Source organism: Pseudomonas sp. UBA3153 (genome assembly GCF_002364635.1).
GTDB lineage: Bacteria > Pseudomonadota > Gammaproteobacteria > Pseudomonadales > Pseudomonadaceae > Pseudomonas_O > Pseudomonas_O kuykendallii.
Genome location: NZ_DEYR01000061.1, coordinates 13748 through 36652 on the forward strand (window position 1 = coordinate 13748; position 22905 = coordinate 36652).

Annotated in this window: 23 protein-coding genes; 8 read left to right on the forward strand and 15 right to left on the reverse strand. The window is 67.3% G+C overall.

The annotated features are described in order from the left end of the window. Positions 1 to 7: 7 nt before the first annotated feature. Positions 8 to 1138 (forward strand): PepSY-associated TM helix domain-containing protein, encoded by a 1131-nt coding sequence (locus B2X67_RS13955; RefSeq protein ID WP_286785865.1) that lies wholly within the window; start codon positions 8 to 10, stop codon positions 1136 to 1138. Then, the gene (locus B2X67_RS13960) at positions 1135 to 1359 is read left to right on the forward strand and encodes a hypothetical protein (protein ID WP_282340608.1); all 225 of its coding nucleotides are present in this window, start codon (positions 1135 to 1137) and stop codon (positions 1357 to 1359) included. Before B2X67_RS13955 ends, B2X67_RS13960 begins: the two co-directional genes overlap by 4 nt. Here the strand turns inward: B2X67_RS13960 and B2X67_RS13965 are convergent. From B2X67_RS13965 to B2X67_RS13995, 7 genes are all read right to left on the reverse strand, one after another. Next, positions 1353 to 3119 carry a sodium:solute symporter family protein gene (locus B2X67_RS13965; RefSeq protein WP_286785866.1) on the reverse strand — a complete coding sequence of 589 codons (1767 nt, stop codon included), beginning with the start codon at positions 3117 to 3119 and terminating at the stop codon, positions 1353 to 1355. The genes B2X67_RS13960 and B2X67_RS13965 overlap by 7 nt on opposite strands. 10 nt (positions 3120 to 3129) lie before the next feature. Further along, positions 3130 to 3396, reverse strand: coding sequence for a DUF4212 domain-containing protein (locus tag B2X67_RS13970; RefSeq protein WP_282340612.1), 267 nt, complete (start codon positions 3394 to 3396; stop codon positions 3130 to 3132). 252 nt (positions 3397 to 3648) lie between these two features. Next, on the reverse strand, positions 3649 to 3852 hold the full coding sequence (locus B2X67_RS13975) for a hypothetical protein (protein ID WP_282340614.1): 204 nt from the start codon (positions 3850 to 3852) through the stop codon (positions 3649 to 3651). After that, the gene (locus tag B2X67_RS13980) at positions 3852 to 4094 is read right to left on the reverse strand and encodes a hypothetical protein (protein WP_282340616.1); all 243 of its coding nucleotides are present in this window, start codon (positions 4092 to 4094) and stop codon (positions 3852 to 3854) included. The genes B2X67_RS13975 and B2X67_RS13980 overlap by 1 nt, the downstream gene beginning before the upstream one ends. A gap of 380 nt (positions 4095 to 4474) precedes the next feature. Further along, positions 4475 to 6505: a methyl-accepting chemotaxis protein gene (locus tag B2X67_RS13985; RefSeq protein WP_286785867.1), complete on the reverse strand. Its 2031-nt coding sequence runs from the start codon at positions 6503 to 6505 to the stop codon at positions 4475 to 4477. A gap of 98 nt (positions 6506 to 6603) precedes the next feature. Further along, positions 6604 to 7128 (reverse strand): ATP-dependent zinc protease, encoded by a 525-nt coding sequence (locus B2X67_RS13990; RefSeq protein WP_273233695.1) that lies wholly within the window; start codon positions 7126 to 7128, stop codon positions 6604 to 6606. A 112-nt stretch (positions 7129 to 7240) separates the two neighbouring features. Further along, positions 7241 to 8473 carry an HD-GYP domain-containing protein gene (locus B2X67_RS13995; protein ID WP_286785868.1) on the reverse strand — a complete coding sequence of 411 codons (1233 nt, stop codon included), beginning with the start codon at positions 8471 to 8473 and terminating at the stop codon, positions 7241 to 7243. Between the two features lie 151 nt (positions 8474 to 8624). Between B2X67_RS13995 and B2X67_RS14000 the strand changes: the two genes are divergently transcribed. Next, positions 8625 to 9536: an acyltransferase gene (locus B2X67_RS14000; protein WP_286785869.1), complete on the forward strand. Its 912-nt coding sequence runs from the start codon at positions 8625 to 8627 to the stop codon at positions 9534 to 9536. A 95-nt stretch (positions 9537 to 9631) separates the two neighbouring features. Here the strand turns inward: B2X67_RS14000 and B2X67_RS14005 are convergent, their stop codons facing one another. Further along, on the reverse strand, positions 9632 to 10120 hold the full coding sequence (locus tag B2X67_RS14005) for an N-acetyltransferase (protein ID WP_286785870.1): 489 nt from the start codon (positions 10118 to 10120) through the stop codon (positions 9632 to 9634). A gap of 261 nt (positions 10121 to 10381) precedes the next feature. Between B2X67_RS14005 and fdhD the strand changes: the two genes are divergently transcribed. Continuing rightward, a complete protein-coding gene (gene fdhD / locus B2X67_RS14010) occupies positions 10382 to 11227 on the forward strand; it encodes a formate dehydrogenase accessory sulfurtransferase FdhD (RefSeq protein WP_286785871.1) in 846 nt (281 codons plus the stop codon). After that, entirely contained in the window at positions 11224 to 13545 is a 2322-nt protein-coding gene (locus B2X67_RS14015) for an FdhF/YdeP family oxidoreductase (RefSeq protein ID WP_286785872.1), read from the forward strand. Before fdhD ends, B2X67_RS14015 begins: the two co-directional genes overlap by 4 nt. A 96-nt stretch (positions 13546 to 13641) precedes the next feature. Here the strand turns inward: B2X67_RS14015 and B2X67_RS14020 are convergent, their stop codons facing one another. Then, entirely contained in the window at positions 13642 to 13947 is a 306-nt protein-coding gene (locus tag B2X67_RS14020; RefSeq protein WP_286785873.1) for a hypothetical protein, read from the reverse strand. 248 nt (positions 13948 to 14195) lie between these two features. Continuing rightward, positions 14196 to 14924 carry a TraX family protein gene (locus tag B2X67_RS14025; protein ID WP_286785874.1) on the reverse strand — a complete coding sequence of 243 codons (729 nt, stop codon included), beginning with the start codon at positions 14922 to 14924 and terminating at the stop codon, positions 14196 to 14198. Positions 14925 to 15016: 92 nt separating this feature from the next. On the opposite strand from B2X67_RS14025, the gene B2X67_RS14030 reads away from it, so the two are divergent. Genes B2X67_RS14030 through B2X67_RS14040 form a run of 3 tightly spaced genes read left to right on the forward strand, consistent with a single transcriptional unit; the run spans position 15017 to position 16748 of the window. Beyond that, the gene (locus B2X67_RS14030; protein ID WP_286785875.1) at positions 15017 to 16060 is read left to right on the forward strand and encodes a low specificity L-threonine aldolase; all 1044 of its coding nucleotides are present in this window, start codon (positions 15017 to 15019) and stop codon (positions 16058 to 16060) included. Then, positions 16057 to 16446, forward strand: coding sequence for a glyoxalase superfamily protein (locus tag B2X67_RS14035; protein ID WP_286785876.1), 390 nt, complete (start codon positions 16057 to 16059; stop codon positions 16444 to 16446). Before B2X67_RS14030 ends, B2X67_RS14035 begins: the two co-directional genes overlap by 4 nt. Then, the gene (locus tag B2X67_RS14040) at positions 16443 to 16748 is read left to right on the forward strand and encodes an NIPSNAP family protein (RefSeq protein WP_286785877.1); all 306 of its coding nucleotides are present in this window, start codon (positions 16443 to 16445) and stop codon (positions 16746 to 16748) included. Before B2X67_RS14035 ends, B2X67_RS14040 begins: the two co-directional genes overlap by 4 nt. Before the next feature lie 588 nt (positions 16749 to 17336). On the opposite strand, the gene B2X67_RS14045 is transcribed toward B2X67_RS14040, so the two are convergent. The 5 genes from B2X67_RS14045 to B2X67_RS14065 form a co-directional block, all read right to left on the reverse strand. Continuing rightward, a complete protein-coding gene (locus B2X67_RS14045; protein ID WP_282340635.1) occupies positions 17337 to 18086 on the reverse strand; it encodes a TerC family protein in 750 nt (249 codons plus the stop codon). Between the two features lie 77 nt (positions 18087 to 18163). Then, the gene (locus tag B2X67_RS14050) at positions 18164 to 18598 is read right to left on the reverse strand and encodes an acyl-CoA thioesterase (RefSeq protein WP_090224938.1); all 435 of its coding nucleotides are present in this window, start codon (positions 18596 to 18598) and stop codon (positions 18164 to 18166) included. A gap of 24 nt (positions 18599 to 18622) precedes the next feature. Further along, complete coding sequence (locus B2X67_RS14055) at positions 18623 to 19786, reverse strand: iron-containing alcohol dehydrogenase (RefSeq protein WP_286785878.1); 1164 nt, start codon at positions 19784 to 19786, stop codon at positions 18623 to 18625. A 66-nt stretch (positions 19787 to 19852) separates the two neighbouring features. Continuing rightward, positions 19853 to 21643, reverse strand: a complete 1791-nt coding sequence (locus tag B2X67_RS14060; RefSeq protein WP_286785879.1) for an acyl-CoA dehydrogenase C-terminal domain-containing protein — start codon at positions 21641 to 21643, stop codon at positions 19853 to 19855. Next, positions 21640 to 22875, reverse strand: a complete 1236-nt coding sequence (locus B2X67_RS14065) for a 3-hydroxyacyl-CoA dehydrogenase (RefSeq protein WP_286785880.1) — start codon at positions 22873 to 22875, stop codon at positions 21640 to 21642. The genes B2X67_RS14060 and B2X67_RS14065 overlap by 4 nt, the downstream gene beginning before the upstream one ends. Positions 22876 to 22905 lie beyond the last annotated feature (30 nt).

Below are 22905 nucleotides of genomic sequence, written 5' to 3' on the forward strand. Positions count from 1 at the left end.
ATCCCCGATGCACGCCAAGACAATCCGCCGCTGGTCCTTCGTCCACACCTGGAGCAGCCTGATCTGCACGCTGTTCCTGCTGATGCTGGCGCTGACCGGCCTGCCGCTGATCTTCCACCACGAGATCGACCACCTGCTCGGCGATGCGCCCGCACTGCGCGAGCTGCCGGCGGATACGCCGCACCTGGACCTGCAGCAACTGATACGGGCCGCCGAGGCACACCGGCCCGACGAGGTGGTGCAGTACCTCGCCTGGGAAGACGACGAGCCCGACGCGGTAATGGCGATCAGCGCGGCCACGGCGGGCAGCGACCCGAACGACTCGCACACCTTCCTGCTCGATGCGCGCACCGGCGAGGCCCTGGAAATGCCTTCGGCGAATGGCGGCCTGATGCTGTTCATCCTGCGCCTGCACGTCGACCTGTTCGCGGGGCTGCCGGGCAAGCTGCTGCTGGCGTCCATGGGGCTGCTGTTCATCGTCGCCCTCATCTCCGGCGTCGTGCTCTACGCGCCCTTCATGCGCCGCCAGCGGTTCGCCCAGGTACGCCGTGACCGCTCCACCCGACTGCGCTGGCTGGACCTGCACAACCTGATCGGCATCGTCACCCTGGTCTGGGCGCTGGCGGTCGGCGTCACCGGGGTGATCAGCGCCTGTGCCGACCTGCTGATCGCCGCCTGGCGGCAGGACGCGCTGACCGCGATGCTGGCGCCCTACCGCAACGCCCCGCCGCTCGGCGAACGCGCGCCGGCCAGCCGGCTGCTGGAGATCGCCCGCACGGCGGCGCCCGACAGCCAGCCGGATTTCATCGCCTTCCCCGGCACACGGTTCTCCAGTGAGCACCACTACACCGTGTTCATGAACGGCAACACGCCGCTGACCTCGCACCTGTTCACTCCAGTGCTGATCGATGCGAAGACCCTCGGCGTCACCGCGGTGGTCGCGCGGCCCTGGTACATGGACGCGCTGGGCATGTCGCAGCCGCTGCATTTCGGCGACTACGGCGGCATGCCGATGAAGGTGCTGTGGGCCGTGCTGGACGTGCTGACGATCATCGTCCTCGGCAGCGGCCTGTACCTCTGGTGGGTGCGCCGGCGCGTGCTCGTGGGCAGCCCTCGAACGGCCGGGGCGGAGGCATGAAGCGCCTGCGCCACTCGACCTTCGCCCTGCCCGCGCTGGTCGGCCTGGGAAGCGCCATCGGCCTGTTCTGTGCACTGCTCGGCGACGGTGTGTGGGACGCGGTGGCCTGGCTCGGCCTCGGTATTCCGGCGTTGCTCGGGAGCTGGCCGTTGCTGCGCCGCGGACAAAACAAGGGCGCCCCGTTTAAACGGGGCGCCCTGCTCTGGCACAGACGTCAGTGATCGATGGCCGCGCCGGCACCGCGCGGAACGCGAATATCCTCGATCAGGTGCTGGATGTCCTCCGGCGGTGGCGCGGTCATGCGCGATACCGCGAGCGCGACGATGAAGTTGAAGATCATCCCCAGCGTACCGATGCCCTCCGGCGATATGCCGAACCACCAATCCGCGGCGGTTGCCGTGGGATTGATGAACTTGTAGTAGACGATGTAGCTGAAGGTGAACGCCAGGCCTACCACCATGCCGGCGATCGCACCTTCCTTGTTCATCCGCTTGGAGAAAATGCCCATGACGATGGCCGGGAAGAAGGACGCCGCGGCAAGGCCGAAGGCGAAGGCCACCACCTGGGCGACGAACGCCGGCGGGTAGATACCGAACAGGCCGGCAATCACCACCGCGACACCCGCGGCGATCCGTGCGGCGAGCAGCTCCTTCTTCTCACTGATGCCCGGCATCAGGTTGCTTTTGAGCAGGTCATGGGAAATCGATGTCGAGATCACCAGCAGCAACCCCGCCGCCGTGGACAGCGCTGCCGCCAGCCCCCCGGCGGCGATCAGCGCAATGACCCAGCCCGGGAGTCCGGCGATCTCCGGGTTGGCCAACACCATGATGTCGTTGTCCACGTAAAGCTCGTTGGCCGCCGCCGTACCCTGATTGGACAACACGCGCTGGCCCACCTCGCCGCGCTCGGCAGTGAAGGTCGGCTTGCCGACGAAGGCCGCGCCGGGCCCGTACTGGATGACGCCGTCATCGTTCTTGTCCATCCAGGCAATCAGCCCGGCGCTTTCCCAGGTCTTGAACCAGCCGGGCACCTGCTCGTAGCTGACGTTGGGGACACTGGTGAGAAGGTTGGTGCGGGCAAACGCGGCAACCGCCGGGGCCGTGGTGTAGAGCACCGCGATGAACAGCAGCGCGTAACCGGCCGACTTGCGCGCATCCTTCACCGTCGGGGTGGTGAAGAAACGCACGATCACGTGGGGCAGGCCAGCGGTACCGACCATTAGCGCCATGGTGATGAAGAACACATCGGTGGTCGACTTGGTGCCGTTGGTGTAGGCCGCGAATCCCAGCTCCGCGCCCAGCCCGTTGAGACGTTCCAGCACACTCTGCCCGGTGCCGAGGACTTCGCTGCCGAAGCCCAACTGAGGGATCGGATTACCGGTGATCATCATCGAGATGAAGATCGCCGGGACCATGTAGGCGAAGATCATTACGCAGTACTGCGCCACCTGGGTGTAGGTGATGCCCTTCATCCCGCCGAGCACGGAGTAGAAGAACACGATGGCCATGCCGATCATCACGCCGGTGTTGATGTCCACCTCGAGGTAGCGCGAGAAGACGATGCCCACGCCACGCATCTGACCGGCCACGTAGGTGAAGGAAATGAAGATCACGCAGATCACCGCCACCACCCGCGCGGTCTGCGAGTAGTAACGCGTACCGATGAATTCGGGCACGGTGAACTTGCCGAACTTGCGCAGGTACGGCGCCAGGCACATCGCCAACAGCACGTAACCGCCGGTCCAGCCCATCAGGTAGACCGAGCCGTCGTAGCCGGCGAAGGCGATGATCCCGGCCATGGAGATGAAGGATGCCGCCGACATCCAATCGGCGCCGGTGGCCATGCCATTGAGTATCGGATGCACGCCCTTGCTGGCGACGTAGTACTCGCTGGTGGAAGCCGCGCGGGTGTAGAGCGCGATGCCGATGTACAGCGCGAAGGTGGCGCCGACGACCAGGTAGATCAGGGTCTGGGTATCCATGCGTGGGCCCTCACTCTTCGTGGACGTCGTACTTGCGATCGAGCTGATTCATCTTCCACACGTAGAAGAAGATCTCGATCACGAAGACGTAGATGGCACCCTGCTGGGCGAACCAGAACCCGAGCGGGAAACCGAAGAAGGAAAAGGCGTTGAGCGCATCGACCATGAGCACGCCGAAGAGAAACGAGACGACGAACCAGATGACCAGCAGGATGAGCATCCAGCGCAGGTTTTCTTTCCAATAGGCGCGTGCGGCTTCTTGCTTGCTGAAAGACATGTCGGATCTCCTGTTATTGTTTTTGTTATCGCTTCAGGAACCTAGCAGCCACGCGGACGCCCGCCGTTCGACGTTGGTCGAACGCCGATTTCCACGCTCAGGGCTTAATGTGTCTAGTCCGCGGCTTGCAGGCGCACCGCCCGCCCGTTCCGGCGCGCGGATGGAAACATCCACTAACACTAAGGCCGCGAAAGGCGCGCAGGACACCGTCCGCGGACGTATCCGGTCGCCTGGGCGCACGCCTCAGTCAGATCAGCTACGGACGACCAGCGGCACTGCCAACAGCGTCAGGCCGATGCCGGCCAGCAGCAGGTCGCTGTCGACGAAGTAGGGGAAAATCATCAGGGCGATGCCGCAGACCAGCGGCACACTCTTGCCCCGCTTCTTGCCGTAGATGAAATAGGCCAGGCCGAAGGCGCTGAACAGCAGCCCCCAGAGCAGCGAGGCGGTGTCCATCAGCGCACCCTCAACCAGACCCAGCCGGCCGCCGCGCCCAGTACCATGCCGAGCCAGGCGACCGGCAGCGGATCGCCGGAAATCAGGTAGCCGGCGACGCCGGCGATGGCAAAACCGACCAGGCCGGAACGCAGGAGAAAGCGCTGTCGGGAAAGCTGTTTCCGGCGCGCCTCGCCCTCATCCTGCGAGGGCGCCGCAGGCCGTGCGGAAAGGTGCTTGTGCTGCTCGTTGCGTTCGTTCATGCAAAACCCGTGGTGGCCACCGGGCAGCTGTCCCGGCGCGACGACGCTAACCGCATCGCCACGGGGCTGTCCACCGGGAGGCAGGGTTTCACAGATTGAACGCGGGGACGTGCAAGGTGCCAGGGCTGGCGCGCAGGGCGGCCGGCGGGCGGCGCTCGCCGTCAGGCGGAAGAAGGCAGACGATCGGATGCGCGCATCAGGCGTCGTTACGCTCTTTCCACTTCGGGTTCACGTATAGACCGCCGAGGAAAAAGGCGACCAGACCGGCCCACAGCAAGATGTCTAGCAGCATGAGGAATGTCCTGTCCTGACTGGCTCTCAAGGGTTATGACGCCGGCGAAACGAAATGGTGCCGCTTCGCTTCGTCGCCTCCCGTCGGCTCAGCTCAGCTGGAAACGCCCGGTGTTGCGCCGCAGCCCCTCGCTGCCACGCTGCATCTGCTCCGCCGCGCCGCTGACCGACTGCGCGCCGCTCAGCAACTGGCTTGCCGCCTGGTCGATCTGCTGGATGTTGCCGCTCACCTCGTCCGCCGTGGCGGCCTGCTGCTCGGCGGCGGTGGCGATCTGTGCGAGGCGGTCGCTGACGCGCTGCACGGATTCGGCGATGTGCTCCAGATCGCCGCCCATCGCCAGCACGCTGCCGACGTCGCCCTCGGCCTGGCGGTTGGCTTCCTCCATCAGCGCCACCGCCTGGCCGACCACGCTCTGCAGGTCGCCGACGGTCTGGCCGATTTCCTTGGTCGACTCCTGGGTACGCTGCGACAGGCTGCGCACTTCGTCGGCGACCACCGCGAAGCCGCGGCCCTGCTCGCCCGCGCGGGCCGCCTCGATGGCCGCGTTGAGCGCCAGCAGGTTGGTCTGCTCGGCGATGCCCTTGATCACGTCGACGATGCGGTTGATTTGCTGCGCCTGTTCGCGCAGTTGCCCAAGGGTGACCGAGGCCTCGCCCAGGCGCTCGCCGAGCTGATGCATGCTGGCGCCGGTCCGCGTGCTGCGCTGACGGCTCTGCATGGCGACTTCGCGAGTCTGCACGGCGTCCACCGCCGCTTCCTCGCAACTCTGCGCGACGCTCTGCGCGGTGGCGGCAAGTTGCGTCGCGGCGGTAGCGATTTGGCTTAGCTGGACCTGCTGCTGCTCGACTTCGCCGAGGGAATCCTGCGCCTGGGCATACAGCCGGTGCACCGTGTCGCCGAGCTGGTGGCTCTCGTCGTCGACGCCCTTCAGGCTGTCGCGCAACTGCAGGACGGCGGCGTTGAGGGCCAGCGCGATCCGCGCCAGGTCGTCCTCGCCATGCACCGCGACGCGCACACGCAGGTCGCCGTCGCGCAGCCCCTGGGCCGCCTCGGTGATGCCCGCCGTGCTGCGACGGATCGAGGCGTTCAGGCACAGCAGCACGTAGAGCGCAATCAACGCCAGCGCGGCGAAGGCGCCGATCACCTGCAGCAGGCTGTGCAGCGCGTCCTCCCGGTGGCTGGCCATGCGCCCTTCGAACACGTCGTAGAGCGCCTGCTGCAGACCGAGCAACTGGTCGCGCAGGGTGTCGCTGGCGGCGGCGAACGGCGCCGGGGCGATGGCGATCGGGTTGCTCTCGAAGACCTCGCGATCGATGCGCTGGGTATAGGCGTCGAGGCCCTGCAGCGCGGTGTCGTAGGGCTGGCGCAGGCCGGGCATCACCCAGGGCGCATCCTGGGCGAGGGTGGCGGCGGCCTTCTGCAGGCTGGCGCGGGAATCGTCCAGCGCGCGACGCAGGTCGCGGATCACCACCCGGCTCTGCAGGGTGAAATGCTGCGAGACGACAGCGCCGTGGCCCTGGGCGAAGAAGCTGCCGAGACGCTCCAGCGCACGCGGCAGGTTGGCGGTGAGCTGGTCCATCATCAGGTAGGTGTCGAGCCACGGGTCGAGGATCAGGCCGCTGTCGGTGGCGACCTGGTCACGCAGGCGTTGCAGTTGCAGGAGGAATTTCTGATAGCGCTCGAGCCCGTCGGGCAGGGCCATCTTGCCCAGCCGGTCGACCGCCAGCTCGCTACGCAAGCCCTGCAGCGTCTGCAGATGCTGGTCGGTCTGCGCGGTGAAACCTTCCTGGGCGATGCGCCGGGCGGCCTCCTGCATGGCGCGGTCGAGTTCGCCGGCCTGCTGCTCGAAACCCGCTTTGGCCGGCTCCTCGGTGCCCTTCCAGCGGGCGAACAGGTTGCGCTGCTCGACCATCGCCTGCAGCACCGCGTCCAGGGCCTGCATCGCACGCATGCCGCCGCGCTCCTTCGCCACCACGTCCAGTTTGGCGGTGAAATCGCTGACGATCACCCAGGCGGCGAAGCACAGGGGCAACACGAAAAGCAGGAACAGCAACTGAAACTTGCGCGCGAAACTGAAGCGTTCCAGAACGCGCATCCCCGGTAACAATAGAGCGCCCATCAGCACACCTCGACAACGATCACGCCAGTCTTCTGGCGCCATGATGTCGTAATGCTAGCAAGTTGCGGGCCGCCTGGCTGCGCAGTTGGTCGTGAGGCTCAGCATTCCGGCTTGCGGGTGGTGAAGCGCCGCGCCGGGTCCACTGCCGCGCCCAGCTCGCGCAGGGTCTTGGCGCCCAGCAGCAGCGGATAGATGAAGTTGCTGCGGTCCGCCAGGTTGACTTCGACGGTCTCCTTGACAGTGCCCAGGCACAGTTCGAGATCGATCACCGGACGCTTGCTGACCTCGACCCCGGCGTCTTCCTCCTCGTCGGCGGATTGCTCGCCCGCGCGGTTCTTGATCTTGCCGATGCGCGCCAGCCTATGCTCGTAGAGCGTGTCGTCGGCACCCTTGCTGGCCAGGCGGAAACGCACCCAGTCCTCGCCATCGCGCTCGAAGCGCTCGATGTCCTTGGCCGACAGCGAGGCGTTCAGCGCACCGGTATCGAGCTTGGCGCGCAGGGTCTTGCCCAGTTCCGGCAAGCGTACGTACTCGTTGCGCCCATAGAGGGTCGGTTGCTCTTGCTCATCGGCGACGGCGGGCAGCACGGCGCTCAGGGCCAGCAGGGCGAGAATGGCTTTCACGCAGGTTCTCCAAAGGGCGCGGATAGTCTAAGACGGCGGCTGGCGGACGGGGTTCAGCGCAGCGGGCGCACAGGGTACGCCGCTCGCGGCGTCACGCGGAAGGGTGACCGCCTCAGAGAGCGGGAGAGGCGACTCCCGACCAGAGCTCATCGAGGTCGCGGAACCCCCACTGCGCCGGGGATTCGCGGCCGACGATCTTGTCGCGGCCGACCAGCTTGGCCAGGTCGACGACCTCGCGCGCCAGGTGCGTATTGGTCCTGGCATTGAAGAACACCCGCACCCGTGGCGACAGCAGGGACTTCTCGTTCTGTTCGATGACCACGCCCAGGCGGCCGCTGTCCAGGCGCACCAGCGAGCCGACCGGATAGATGCCGACCGATTTGACGAACGCCTGGAACACCGTTTCGTCGAAATGCCGGTGACACCACTCGGCCATCTTGCGGATCGACTCGGCCGGGTCCCAGCCGCGCTTGTACGGGCGGTTGGAGGTGATCGCGTCGTACACGTCGCAGACCGCGCCCATCCGCGCGAAAAGGCTGATCTGATCGCCGGCCAGACGGTGCGGATAGCCGGTTCCGTCGATCTTCTCGTGGTGGTGCAGGCAGACGTCGATCACCAGCGCGCTGACCTGCTTGCACTCCAGCAGGATGTCGGTGCCGGCCTGCGGGTGGTCGCAAACGCGGCGGAATTCCTCGTCGGTGAGCTTGCCCGGCTTGTTCAGCACTTCGCTGGGGATCGCCATCTTGCCGATGTCGTGCAGCAGGCCGGCGACACCGGCCTCCTGGATATGCGCATCGCTCAGCTCAAGCTGGCGCGCCAGCGCGATCATCAGCGCGCACACCGCCACCGAGTGCATGTAGGTGTATTCGTCGGCGCTCTTCAGGCGCGCCAGGCTGATGAGCGCGTGCGGATGGCGCATCACCGAGGCGGTGATGTCCCGGACCAGCTGGCCGACCTGCTCGACGTTCACCGCCTGGCCCATCCGCGCGTCCTGGAACATCTCCATCACCGCCCTCCGCGAGTGCGAGCAGAGCTTCTGCGCGCGGGCGACTTCCTCCTCGAGGCTGGCGCGCGGCGGAGGCACCGTCGGCGTCGTCACCGCGGCCAGCAAGCGCGCATCGGTCTGTGCCTTGACCTCGTCGACGGTCTCCCCACCCGGCACGTCCAGCCCTTTGGCCGTGTCGATCCACAGCTCGCCGATGCCGCTGTCGCGGATGCGTTGCAGATCCTTAGGGTTCTCGAGGAGAAACCGGCTCTTCCAGAAGGGGTGCTCCATCCATGAGCCGGAAAATTCGTGAATGAACATGCCGATACGCAGTTCGGTCAAAGCGATACGTTTAAGCACGCTGGCACCCGATGAGAATGACCGTATGGTCGCGCCGCCATGATGGCTCAAAGGCATCGCTGCATAAAAGCCCTGTAACGCCATTGGCTTGGGACGAGCGCCGGCGCTGGGTATGATTCCCCGACCGCACATAGCCAAGGAGAAGAGGCCGATGAGAGCCCCGCTAACCGGCGTCGTCACCACCCTTCTGCTGCTGTTCAACACCCTCGTCCTGATCGGCCCGCTGCTGCTGATCGCCCTGTTCAAACGGATCGCGCCGAACCAGGCGCTGTGTGATCGCTGCTCGCGCGGGGTGATGTGGGTCGCCGAGACCTGGGCCGAAATCGACAAGGCGATCTTCGCCCTGTGCACGCCGACGCACTGGGACATCCGCGGCGGCGGCGAGCTGCGCATGGACACCTCCTACCTGGTCATCAGCAATCATCAGTCCTGGGTAGATATCCCGGCGCTGGTGCAGGCCTTCAACCGCAAGACGCCCTACTTCAAGTTCTTCCTGAAGAAGGAGCTGATCTGGGTGCCCTTCCTCGGCCTGGCGTTCTGGGCGCTGGACTACCCGTTCATGAAGCGCTACTCGAAGGCCTTCCTGGAGAAGAACCCGCACCTGCGCGGCCAGGACCTGGCCATCACCCGCGCCGCCTGCGAGCGCTTCAAGCGCCTGCCGGTGACCGTGGTCAACTACCTCGAAGGCACGCGCTTCACGCCGGCCAAGCGCGCGGCACAAGGCTCGCCCTACCGCCATCTGCTCAAGCCCAAGGCCGGCGGCGTGGCCTTCGTCCTCGCCGCCCTGGGCGAGCAGCTGGATGCCATCCTCGACGTCACCCTGGTCTACCCGCAGACACCCACGCCAGGCTTCTGGGACCTGCTCTGCGGGCGGGTGCCGCGGGTGATCGTGGACATCCGCACGCTACCGCTGGACCCCGCGCTGTGGCGCGGCGACTACGAGAACGACCCCGACTTCCGCCGGCAGGTGCAGGAATGGGTGAGCGGGTTGTGGGCGGAGAAGGATGAACGGATCGAGCGGCTGAAGGCGGAGGCTGAGCCGTCAGGCCGAAGGTTGGGTTAGCGCAGCGATACCCACAGTCATGCCGCGAGGCAACGGGTTTGGCTTCGCTCGACCCACCCTACGGTGCTGCACAGCTGCAAAAAGTCCAAACCTCCTCAACCCGGCTGCATCAACTCCACCGCCTCGCGATCGGCCGCGCGCCGCTCGGCGCCGTCCATCTGCGTGCAGTCGAGCATCACCAGTTCCACGTGCCCGGCACGCTGGTCGGTGCGCAGGTCGATCTGGCAGAAGCCGTGCTTCTGGTAGAACGCCACTGCCTCGCTGTTGCGCTCGTAGACCGACAACTCCAGCCCGTCGGTCATGCTGCGCGCCTTCTCCAGCAGCGCCGAGCCGATGCCCTGGCCATGTTCAGAAGGGCTGACGAACAGCGCGGCGAGGATGTGTTCCTGCAAGGCGAAGAACCCGAGCGGCCGGCCGTCACGCTCGTAGAGCCAGACGTCCGCGCAGGGGAGATAGTGGTCGCGCATGTCCTCGAATTTGCCTTCCCAGAAGGAGGGTTCGATGAAGTCGTGCGCCTGTTGCGTGGCTTCGAGCCAGATGTCGAGCAGGGCCGGCAGATCGGCCGGGGTCGCTTTCCTGATCATCCTGAAAGTCTCCATTTGTCGATCGATACGGGGTACCGCGCCCTCCGGGCAGACATGTATTCCTTTGTTCCTTCCCGAGCGCCGTTTGCCCGGCGCTCACGGCTTTGAGCGTCGGAGCCTGCCCGGTGTTCCCCCGCATCGCCTGTCGGCCACGCTGGCGCAACTCATCGAACGCCTCTATCGCCGCATCGGTCCTAACGATTAGACGGGGTGCGACAATCCGCCCTAGTCTCGTTTCCATAACGACACCGAGCCTTGCCTATGAACGCCCCGAGACGTTCAACGGTGCGCCGCCTGCCCGCGCCCGTTGCCGCCGCCAGCCAGCGTTACCGGTTCCATGGCCTGGACGACCAGGCCGAAAGCCCTGCCGAACTGGCCGAGGAAATTGCCCTGGCGATTTCCTACAACGGCCTGAACCAGGCGGTGATGCTGGTCTCCCCCGCCGACCTGGAGGACTTCGTGGTCGGCTTCAGCCTCGCCGCCGGCATCGTCGCCTCGCCCGACGAGCTCTACGACATCGTCATTTCCGGCAACGGCGACGCCCGTCAGGCGCAGGTGCAGATCGCCAGCCGCGCCTTCTGGCAACTCAAGCGGCAACGCCGCAACGTCGCCGGCAGCAGCGGCTGCGGGCTGTGTGGCGTCGAGGCGCTGGAACAGGCGCTGCCTGACCTGCCGGTACTGACGCCGACCCCGCTGCCGCCGGCACAGTGGCTGGACGGCCTGCGCCAACGCATCGGCGAATTCCAGCCGCTGGGCCAGCACTGCGGCGCGGTGCATGCGGCGCTGTTCATGGATGAGCGGGGCGCACTGCTGCTGGGCCGCGAGGATATCGGTCGGCACAACGCCCTGGACAAGCTGATCGGCGCACTGCAACGCCAGGCCATCGCCACGACGGGCGGAGTGGCCGTGGTCACCAGCCGCTGCAGCCTGGAACTGATCCACAAGGCGCTGCGCGCCGGCCTTCACAGCCTGGTCAGTTTCTCCTCGCCCACCGGCCTCGCCGTGCAGTGGGCGCGGCGGCACAACCTGAACCTCATCCATCTGCCCCAACACAGCGCGCCACGGGTCTACAGCCCGGCGCCCAGCGAAGACGAATCGCCGACATGAGCCTGCAAAAGATCGATCCGCAGTACCGACCCTACAAAGGCCCGGCCGCTGGCTGGGGTGCGCTGGCCAGCGTCACGCGCTTCTGGCTGGACAGCAAACAGCCGTTCAAGAACTTCCGCGCGCTGCTCAAGACCAACCAGAACGGCGGTTTCGACTGCCCGGGCTGCGCCTGGGGCGACTCGCCGGAGAACGGCATGGTCAAGTTCTGCGAGAACGGTGCCAAGGCAGTCAACTGGGAAGCCACCAAGCGCCGCGTGGACGCCGCCTTCTTCGCCCGCTACAGCGTCAGCCAGTTGCGCGAGCAGAGCGACTACTGGCTCGAATATCAGGGCCGGCTGACCCAGCCGATGCGCTACGACGCGGCCAGCGACCGTTACCTGCCGATCGACTGGGACGCCGCCTTCGCCCTGATCGCCGAGCACCTGCACGCGCTGGAAAGCCCCGACCAGGCGGAGTTCTACACCTCCGGGCGGGCCAGCAACGAGGCGGCCTACCTCTATCAGCTGTTCGTCCGCGCCTACGGCACCAACAACTTCCCGGACTGTTCGAACATGTGCCACGAGGCCAGCGGCGTGGCCCTCGGGCAAAGCGTCGGGATCGGCAAGGGTAGCGTGACCTTCGCCGACTTCGAGCATGCCGACGCCATCTTCGTACTCGGCCAGAACCCCGGCACCAACCACCCGCGCATGCTCGAACCGTTGCGTGAAGCGGTGCAGCGCGGCGCCCAGGTGGTCTGCTTCAACCCGCTCAAGGAGCGCGGCCTGGAACGTTTCCAGAACCCGCAGAACGTGGCGGAAATGCTCGCCAACGGCTCCGAACCGCTGAACACAGCGTTCTTCCGCCCGGCGCTGGGCGGCGACATGGCGGCGGTCCGCGGCATGGCCAAGTTCCTCCTGCAGTGGGAGCGCGAGGCCCAGGCCAAGGGCGAGCCGGCGGTGTTCGACCACGGCTTCATCGCCGAGCACACCGACGGCATTGACGCCTACCTGGCCGAGCTGGATGACACCTCCTGGGCGCAGATCGAGCAACAGTCCGGTCTCACCCTGGCGGAGATCGAGCAGTCCGCGCGCATGTACCGGCGCGCCGAGCGGGTGATCGTATGCTGGGCGATGGGCATCACCCAGCACCGTCATTCGGTGCCGACCATCCAGGAAATCGTCAACCTGCAACTGCTGCGCGGCAACCTCGGCAAGCCAGGCGCCGGCCTCTGCCCGGTACGCGGCCACAGCAACGTGCAGGGCGACCGCACCATGGGCATCAACGACCGCCCGCCGGCAGCACTACTCGATTCGCTGGAAAAACGCTTCGCCTTCAGCGTGCCGCGGCACAACGGCCACAACACCGTGGAAGCCATCGAAGCGATGCTGGAAGGCCGCGCCCGGGTGTTCATCGGTCTGGGCGGCAACTTCGCCCAGGCTACCCCGGACAGCCCGCGCACCCACCAGGCGCTGCAACGCTGTGCCCTGACCGTGCAGATCAGCACCAAGCTCAACCGCAGCCACCTGACCCACGGCCGCGACGCACTGATCCTGCCGTGCCTGGGCCGCACCGACATCGACCGCCAGACCGGCGGCCCGCAGGCGGTGACGGTGGAGGACTCGTTCAGCATGATCCACGCCTCGTTCGGCCAGCTCGAACCGCTGTCCGCCGAGATGCGCTCGGAACCGGCCATCGTCGCCGGCATCGCCAAGGCCACCCTGGGCAACCATCCGGTGGACTGGGATGCGCTGATCGCCGACTACGGCCGCATCCGCGAGCTGATCGCCGATACGCTGCCCGGCTTCCAGGATTTCAACCGCCGCGTCGCCCATCCCGGCGGCTTCTACCTCGGCAACTCGGCCGGCGCGCGCAAATGGACCACCGCCAGCGGCAAGGCCAACTTCAAGGCCAACGTGCTGCCGGCGGACCTGGTGTCCGAGCGCATGCGCAAGAGCGGCGTGGCCCACGACCTGATCCTGCAGACGCTGCGCTCACACGACCAGTACAACACCACCATCTACGGCCTGGACGACCGTTACCGCGGCGTGCGCGGGCAGCGCGAGGTGCTCTTCGTCAGCGCCGCGCAGATCGAGCGCCTGGGCTATCGGCCGGGGCAGAAGGTCGATATCACCTCGCTGTGGGACGACGGCATCGAGCGCACGGTGAAGGGTTTCACCCTGCTCGCCTTCGACATGCCGGACGGCCAGGCCGCGGCCTACTACCCGGAAACCAACCCGCTGGTGCCGCTGGACAGCTACGGCGACGGCAGCCACACGCCAACCTCCAAGTTCATCGCCATCCGCCTGAAGCCGGCGGCGCAGAGCGCGCGGATCCTCTGATTCCGCCCGCCGGACACGACGACGCCGCGCAGGGCGGCCCTGCGCGGCGTCATGTGAGTCCAGGCTGCCCCTGCGCGCGGCAAGGGCCAGGACGACTCAGGGGTTCAGGTAGTGCAGGCAACTGGTGGACGCCTTGCCCAGGCGTTCCTTCATTTCCGGGGTCACGTCGCTGCCTTTCTTGTCCTGCATGGCCTGGATTTCCGCGCTGCTGAACTCCATCCCGACCTTTTCCGCCGCGCAGCCGCAATAGGCTTCGGCCTTGGCGGCCGGTACGTTGGCCTTGGCGCTGGTGACGCACTGGTTGGTGAATTCCTCTTTCGCACCGACGGGCCACTGCGCGGCGGTGGCCGAGAAGGCCACGAACAGGGGTGCGGCGAAGGCGATCAAGCGGGCGTAACGCATGGTGCTGCTCCTTTTCTTGCGAAGGACGCGCGGCCGTCGGCCACTGGTTCCTGTTCTGAGGGCTACGCGGGCCGGGAGTTCCGCGTGATCGACGGGGCTCGGGTCGCTACCAGCGGTCCCCCGGGTAGACATCAGGCGCCGTCGGCGACTGACGGCCTGCGCTCCGCGAACCCGGTACATGGCCCGCTGCGCAAGGCGCACCCTACACAAGCCGGTAGCGCCGAGTACAGGTACTTTTCATGCCGGCGCTAGAGCGCGCGAATGGCCGCCAGCAACAGGAAGTGCCCGGGGTAGAGCAGATACCCCCAGCGCGTCAGCGGCGCCACGGCTAAACCCGGCTCGCTGCGCAGCACCCGCAGCCCGAGTGCCGGCGCGCCCAGGCACGTGCCCAGCACCAGCAGGGCGAACGGCTGCAGGACGGCAGCTTCGGCGAACAGCGGCGGCCACCAGTTCGCCGCCAGGCAGACCAGCCCCGGCAGCGCCGCGCACCACAGCGGTCGGCGCAGCACCAGCAAACAGGCCGCCGGCAGCAAGGCTCCCGCCGCACCGAACATCAGCCAGCGGTCGCCGATGACGGCCAGTACCAGCGCGGCGCTCGCGAGCAGCAGCCCAAGCCGCCGCGGACGGTGCAGCGCCTGGGCGATCGACAGGCCGAGGGCGAGCGTCGGCAGCACGTTCAGCGTCGTCGCCTCGCCCACCAGCAGGCGGTACGGCCCTTCCGCCAGCAGCGCGAAGAGCAGCAGCGCGCCCAGGTAGCGCAGCAGCCGACGCGGCTCCGGCGCCGCCGGGCTGCGCGCGAGGTTGGCCGCGATGGCCAGGCAGAAGAACGGGAACGCCAGGCGGCCGAACGGATACAGCCAGCCCAGCGCCGGCCAGACGAAGCGCAGGTGATCGAGCAGCATGCTCGCCAATGCCAGCCACTTGAGCAGGTCCAGCGCCGTGTCGCGGCCTGCCGGCGATCCGTCCTTCCCCCTCATCCGCCCCCCCGCTTTGCCCGTGGCGATCAGCCATTGACCGCCATTGTTGGGTAAAGTGAGCGGCGATGCTTTCACTGACTCGCAGGATCACCATGACCGACAACAGCCAGCAGTTCGCCAGCGACAACTACTCGGGAATCTGCCCGGAAGCCTGGGCGGCGATGGCCGAGGCCAACCAGGGCCATGCCCGCGCCTACGGCGACGACGAGTGGACGGCGCGCGCCGCCGACCATTTCCGTGCGCTGTTCGAGACCGATTGCGAGGTGTTCTTCGCCTTCAACGGCACCGCCGCCAACTCCCTGGCCCTGGCCGCGCTGTGCCAGAGCTACCACAGCGTGATCTGCTCCGAGACCGCCCACGTCGAGACCGACGAATGCGGCGCGCCGGAGTTCTTCTCCAACGGCTCCAAGCTTCTGGTGGCGCCCAGCCCGGACGGCAAGCTGAGCGCGGAGGCGGTGCGCCTGATCGCCAACAAGCGCCAGGACATCCACTTCCCGAAACCCCGCGTGGTCACCCTGACCCAGGCCACCGAGGTCGGCAGCGTCTATCGCCCCGAGGAAATCCGCGCGATCAGCGCCACCTGCCGCGAACTCGGCCTGCACCTGCACATGGACGGTGCGCGCTTCTCCAACGCCTGCGCGTTCCTCGGCTGCACGCCGGCCGAGCTGACCTGGAAGGCCGGCGTCGACGTGCTCTGCTTTGGCGGCACCAAGAACGGCATGGCGGTCGGCGAGGCGATCCTGTTCTTCAACCGCGACCTGGCCGAAGACTTCGACTATCGCTGCAAGCAGGCCGGCCAGCTGGCCTCGAAGATGCGCTTCCTCTCCGCGCCCTGGGTCGGCCTTTTGCAGGACGGCGCCTGGCTGCGCCATGCCGAACACGCCAATGCCTGCGCGCGGCGCCTGGCCGAATGCGTCGCCGACGTGCCCGGCGTCCGGCTGATGTTCCCGGTCGAGGCCAACGGCGTGTTCCTGCAGATGCCCGAGCCGGCACTGGAAGCCCTGCGCAACCGCGGCTGGCGCTTCTACACCTTCATCGGCAGCGGCGGCGCGCGCTTCATGTGCTCGTGGGATTCGCAGATGGAGCGGGTGGACGAGCTGGCCCGCGACATCCGCGACGTGGTCGGCGGTCTATGATGGCGGCCACGCTCGGCTCGCCGGTGCCCATCCTGCGCAGCTTCGACGAGGCCAAGGCCAGGGCGTTCTACCTCGACTACCTGGGCTTTTCCGTCGACTGGGAACACCGCTTCGAGCCGGCGCTGCCGCTGTACATGCAGCTGTCGCGCGACGGCTGCCTGCTGCACCTTTCCGAACACCACGGCGACGCCTGTCCCGGCGCGGCCCTGCGGATCGCCTGCGCCGATCTGCCTGCGCTGCACGCCGAACTCCAGGCGAAGGACTACGGCTTCGCCCGCCCGGGCATCGTCGAGACGCCCTGGGAAACCCGCGAATTGACGCTCCACGATCCGTTCGGCAATCGCCTGGTCTTCATCGACACGCCCAAGGACAACCCAGCGCCATGATCACCTGCTACCTGCGTTACCTCATCGATCCGTACAAGCTCGCGGAATTCGAGCACTACGGCAAACTCTGGATACCGCTGGTGGAGAAATTCGGCGGCGCCCACCACGGCTACTTCCTGCCCAGCGAAGGCGCCAGCAACGTCGCCCTGGCGATGTTCAGCTTTCCCTCGCTGGCCGCCTACGAAACCTACCGCGAGCGCTCCCTCGCCGACGCCGAATGCCAGGCCGCCTTTCGCTATGCCGAGGAAACCCGCTGCATCGTCAGCTACGAACGCAGCTTCTTCCGCCCGGTCTTCAGCTAAACCCCTGCGTCCGGCTTACCCACAGCGCGCGTGGATGGCGCTGTGGATAAGCTGTACAGACCCGCCGCCAGCCCAGGGCCTGCGCCGCTTCCCGCCACCCGTACGTTTTTTGAGCGATTTCAACGAGTTGCCATCGAACTTTTGCACAACGCCTGTGCAACCGGCTGTGGACAAGCTGTGTGGCCCCGGCTGCAGGCCGCTGGTGACGGGGCTTAGCGCGGACTGTACGTTTATTGATCGATCACGAATTGGGCTTTCTATCCACAGGCGCCCGAGGTTGTTCATGTGGGGGAGCAGGATTAGCCGGCGGGGCGGGGTTGCCGGTCGGCTGCGGGCGCTTGAACAGGGCAGGCCTGCCGGGATCGGCGGGCCGGGGCTGCGGCGCCGGATGGACATAGGGCTGCGGCGTCGCTGTGCCGGGCGAACCCGGCGCGGGCGTTTGTGCGAAGGCGGCAGCGCAAGGCAGGCAGAGCAGGCAGGCGAGAAGGACTTTCATCGGGCGTCTCCGTGGGCGGATACGCCTTGGACAACCACGCGAGGCAATGGCTGCACCGGCAGCGGAGCCGGATGGCTCCGCGCTGTTGCCCCTCAGGACGGTGTGTCGGAGCGCTTGCGCCGAGCACGACGGGCCAGCATGTTGAGCGCCTCGATCAGTGCCGAGAACGCCATCGCCGCGTACAGGTAGCCCTTCGGCACGTGGGCGCCGAAGCCTTCGGCGATCAGCGTCATGCCGATCATGATCAGGAAGCCCAGCGCCAGCATGACCACCGTCGGGTTGTTGCCGATGAAGCGCGCCAGCGGGTCGGCGGCGAGCAGCATCACGGTCACCGCGGCGACCACCGCGATCACCATGATCGGGATGTGCTCGGTCATGCCGACGGCGGTGATGATGCTGTCGATGGAGAACACCAGGTCGAGCACCAGGATCTGCACGATGGCCGAGGTGAAGCCGATACTGGCGACCTTGCCGGTGAACAGGTCGCCTTCCGGCTCCGGGTCCACCGAGTGGTGGATTTCCTTGGTCGCCTTCCACAGCAGGAACAGGCCGCCGGCGATGAGGATCATGTCCTTCCAGGAGAACGCCTGGCCGAACACCTCGAACACCGGTTCGGTAAGCTGGACGATGTAGGCGACGGTGCCGAGCAATCCAAGCCGCAATACCAGCGCCATGCCGATGCCGAGGCGACGGGCCTTGGTACGCTGGTGTTCGGGGAGCTTGTTGGTGAGTATCGAGATGAACACCAGGTTATCGATGCCGAGCACGATTTCCATGGTGACCAGGGTGGCCAGCGCCACCCAGGCGGCGGGGTCGCTGACGAGTTGCTGCAGGTATTCCATTGAGGCTCTCCGAAAGGTCCGAAGAATAGTACGCGGCGGCCCCCCTGGCGTTCCCTGCGACTTGGCAACAAGTCATTTCAACCGACCAGCAACCCCTCCAGCGCGGCGCGCAGGGTGTCGGGAATCGGCACCGGGCGGTTCGACTGGCGGTCGACGAAGACATGCACGAAACGCCCGGCGGCGCAGGCTTCATCCTCGCCTCCCTTGAACACCGCCAGTTCGTACTGCACCGAGCTGTTGCCCAGCCGGGCGACCCTCAGGCCGACCTCGATGCGCTCGGGAAAGGCGATGGAGGCGAAGTAGTCGCAGCTGGAGCTGACCACGAAGCCCACCACCTGGCCGGCGTGGATATCCAGCCCGCCGCGCTCGATCAGGAAGGTGTTCACCGCGCTGTCGAAGTAGCTGTAGTAGACGACGTTGTTGACGTGGCCGTAGAGGTCGTTGTCGTGCCAGCGCGTGGTCACCGGCTGGAAGTGCCGGTAGTCGGCGCGAAGGTGCTGCGGCTGTGGCATGGGGAATCCTTGTCGGTATGGCGGTCAGTAGGCGGCCCGGTAGATCGCCAGGGCGTCGACTTCGCTGACTTCGCGCGGGTTGTTCACCAGCAGGCGGGTCTGCAGCATGGCATCGGCCGCCAGGCGTTCGAGCATCGCCTCGGGGACGTTCGCATCGCGCAGGCGGCTGGGCAGCCCGTGGCGCGCATTCAGCGCCGCCAGTTCGGCGATGAACTGCTCCACCAGGCTTTCCGCGCTGCCGGCCTGCAGCCGCTCGCCGAGCAGCAGCGGCGCCAGTTCGGCGTAGTGCGCGCTGGCCGCCGGCGCATTGAAGCGCAGCACGTGCGGTAGCACCAGCGCGTTGCTCAGCCCGTGGGGAATGTGGAAATGCCCGCCCAGCGGATAGGCCAGCGCGTGCACCGCGGCCACCGGCGAGTTGGCGAACGCCTGGCCAGCCAGGCAGGCGCCCAGCAACATGGCCTGGCGTGCCTCGCGGTTCTGCCCGTTGTGCACCGCCTCGCCGAGGTTGGCCGCGAGCAGGCGCAACGCCTCGCGGGCGAGCAGGTCGGACAGCGGGTTCTTCTTGTGCGCGCTGGTGTAGGCCTCGATGGCATGCACCATGGCATCGATGCCGGTGGCGGCGGTCACCGCCGGAGGCAGGCCGAGGGTCAACTCGGCGTCGAGCAGGGCCAGGTCCGGCAGCAGCAGCGGCGAGACCACGCCCATCTTGGTCGTCTCGCCGGTGGTGACGATGGAGATCGGCGTCACCTCCGAGCCGGTGCCGGCGGTGGTGGGCACCTGGATCAGCGGCAGGCGCTGGCCACGCGCATTGCCGACGCCGTAGAGATCGGCCAGTTCCTGGGTGCATTGGGGATGGGCGAGCAGCGCGACCAGCTTGGCGACGTCCATCGAGCTGCCGCCGCCGAAGCCGACGATCAGCTCGGCCTGCAACGACCTGGCCCGCGCCACGGCGTCCAGCACCACCGCTTCCGGTGGATCGGCGAGCACCTGGTCGAAGACCGCCACGGCGACCCCCTCCTCGGCGAAGCCGTGCAGCACGCCGTCGAGCAGCTTGAAGCGGGTGATGCCTGGGTCAGTGACGATCAGCACCGAGCGCGCGCCGCGTTCGCGGCAGAGGGCGGCAAGCCGGCGCGCGGCGCCGCTCTCGCAGATCAACTGGGCGGTGGTGGCGAAACTGAAGGGTTGCATGGGGGGCTCCTTCTTTCTTGTGATGGGACGCACGCAGCGCCCGGCGGTGACGCCGGGCGCGTTGGATCAGAAGGCGAAATCCGCCTCCGACAGCGCCATCAGGCAGTCCGCACCGCCGAGCAGCGCCTCGCGGTGCATGCTGGCGCGCGGCAGTACGCGGCGCAGGTAGAAGTCCGCGCTGTGCAGCTTGGCCTGGTAGAACGCCACCTCGCCGCTGCCGCCGTCCAGCGCCTCCTGCGCCCGGGTTGCGGCCTGCAGCCAGAGCGCGCCGAGCAGGGTGTAGGCCGAGTAGGCGAGGAAGTCCACCGAGGTGGCGCCGATTTCCTGCGGGTTGCGCGCGCTGATGGCCAGCACGTGGGCGCTCAGCTCGCGCCACTCCAGCAACCGCGTCTGCACGCTGGCCGCCATCGCGGCCAGCGCCGGACGCCCGGCGGGGGCTTCGCAGGCGGCGAGCAGTTCGTCCTGCAGCGCCGCGATCTCCGCGCCGCCGTCGCCGAGCAGCTTGCGGCGGATCAGGTCCAGCGCCTGGATGCCGTTGGTTCCCTCGTAGAGCTGGGTGATGCGGCTGTCGCGCATCAGCTGCTCCATGCCCCACTCGCGGATGTAGCCGTGCCCGCCGTAGATCTGCACGCCGAGGCTGGCGACCTCCTGGCCCATGTCGGTGAAGAACGCTTTGACGATCGGGATCAGCAGGGCGGCGCGCCGGCCAGCGGCCTTGCGCGCCGCCTCGTCCGGGTGGCCGTGCTCCAGGTCGAGCTGGCGCGCGGTGTAGGCGGCGAGCATGCGGCTGCCTTCGACCAGGGTCTTCTGGGTCAGCAGCATGCGCCGCACATCCGGGTGGACGATGATCGGATCGGCCGCCTTGTCCGGCTGTTGCGCGCCGGCCAGGCCGCGCGACTGCAGGCGTTCGCGGGCGTAGGCGAGCGAGCCCTGCCAGGCCTGTTCGGCGACGCCCAGGCCCTGCAGCCCGACCTGGAAGCGCGCGTCGTTCATCATGGTGAACATGCAGGCCAGGCCCTGGTTGGCGCCGCCCACCAGCCAGCCGGTGGCGCCGTCGAAGTTCATCACGCAGGTCGCCGCGCCCTTGATGCCCATCTTGTGTTCGATGGCGCCGCAGGACAGCGCGTTGCGTGCGCCGGGCATGCCGTCCGGGTTGGCGATGAACTTGGGCACCAGCAGCAGGCTGATGCCCTTCACGCCGGGCGGCGCGTCTGGCAGGCGGGCGAGCACCAGGTGCACGATGTTCTCGCTCATGTCGTGCTCGCCGCCGCTGATGAAGATCTTGCTGCCGCTGACCCGGTAGCTGCCGTCCGCCTGCGGCTCGGCGCGGGTGCGCAGCAGCGCCAGGTCGGTGCCGGCCTGCGGCTCGGTGAGGCACATGGTGCCGGTCCAGCTGCCGCTCACCATCTTCTCCAGGTAGGCGTCCTTGAGCGCCTCGCTGCCGTGCTTGTACAGCGCCAGCACAGCGCCCTCGGTGAGCCCGGAATAGATGCGGAACGACAGGCTCGCGCCCATCAGCATCTCGTGGAAATTGCACGCCACCAGTTGCGGAAAGCCCTGGCCGCCGTACTGCTGCGGTCCGGTCATGCTCGCCCAGCCGTTTTCGACGAACTGCGCGTAGGCCTCGCGAAAGCCTTGCGGTGTGGTCACCGCGCCGTCGACGAGGCTGACACCCTCCTCGTCGCTGTGCCGATTGAGCGGCGCCACCACCTCGCCGGTGTAGCGCGCGGCCTCTTCCAGCACGCCGTCGATCAGCTCGCGGTCCAGGCCATTGCCAAGCTGTTCGCAATGCCCGGTGACGTCGAAGAGTTCGTGCAGCACGAAGCGCATGTCGCGCAGGGGAGCCTGGTAGTTCATGCGCGGCCCTCCTTCACGTCGCTCAGACGCTGCCCGGAGGCGGCCAGGCGATCGATCAGCGCGGCCGGCTGCCAGTGGTCGCCGAAACGCGCGCGCAGGTCATCCAGGCGGTCGCGGATCGAGGCCAGCCCCTGGCCATCGGCCCAGCTCATCGGGCCGCCCTTGTCGGCCGGGAAACCGTAGCCGTTGAGGTAGACCAGGTCGACGTCATGGCTGCTGGCGGCGATGCCCTCGTCGAGGATCTTCGCGCCTTCGTTGACCAGCGCCAGCAGGCAGCGCTCGAGGATTTCCTCGGGGCCGATCTCCCGGCGCGTGTAGCCGAGGGACTCGGACACCTCCAGCACCAGCGCGTCGACCTCGGGGTCGTGTTCGGCCTGGCGGCTGCCTTCGGCGTAGCGGTAGTAGCCCATGCGCGCCTTCTGGCCGAAGCGGCCGAGCTCGCAGAGACGGTTGTCGACCTGCACCTCGGCGGCGTCCTGGCCTTCGCCGGCCAGCTGGCGGGCGCGCCATTCGAGGTCGATGCCGACCACGTCGTACATGCGGAACGGCCCCATGGCGAAACCGAACCCTTGCAGCGTGGCGTCCACCTGATGCGGGTAGGCGCCTTCGAGCAGCATCGCCCGCGCCTCGCGCACGTAGGTGGCGAGCATGCGGTTGCCGATGAATCCGTCGCAGTTGCCCGCCACCACGCTGACCTTGCCCATGCGCTGGCCGAGTTCGACGGCGGCCTGCAGCACCGCCTTGTCGGTACGCGCGCCGCGCACGATTTCCAGCAGCTTCATGATGTGCGCCGGGCTGAAGAAGTGCAGGCCGAGCACCTGTTCGGGCCGCGCGGTGACGGCGGCGATGGCGTCGATGTCCAGCGCCGAGGTGTTGCTGGCGAGGATCGCCGTCGGCTTCAGGGTCTTGTCCAGCTCGCGGAAAATGCTCTGCTTGAGTTCGAGGTTCTCGTAAACCGCCTCGATCACCAGGTCGGCGTCCGCCAACGCGGCGTAGCCGTCCACCGCACGCACCCGTGCCAGGCGCTCGGCCGCCTCGGCTTCGCTGATGCGGCCCTGGCGCACGTTGTGCGCGTTGGTGTCGGCGACCACGCCGAGCGCCTGCTCGAGCATCTGCGGATTGTTGTCCAGCCAGAGCACCTGCACGCCGGCGTTGGCCAGGCTCATGACGATCCCGCGGCCCATGGTTCCGGCGCCGATCACGGCGGCCAGTTGGAGAGAATAAGTGCTCATGAAACGTCCTCTTGTTGTTCGGTGGACAGC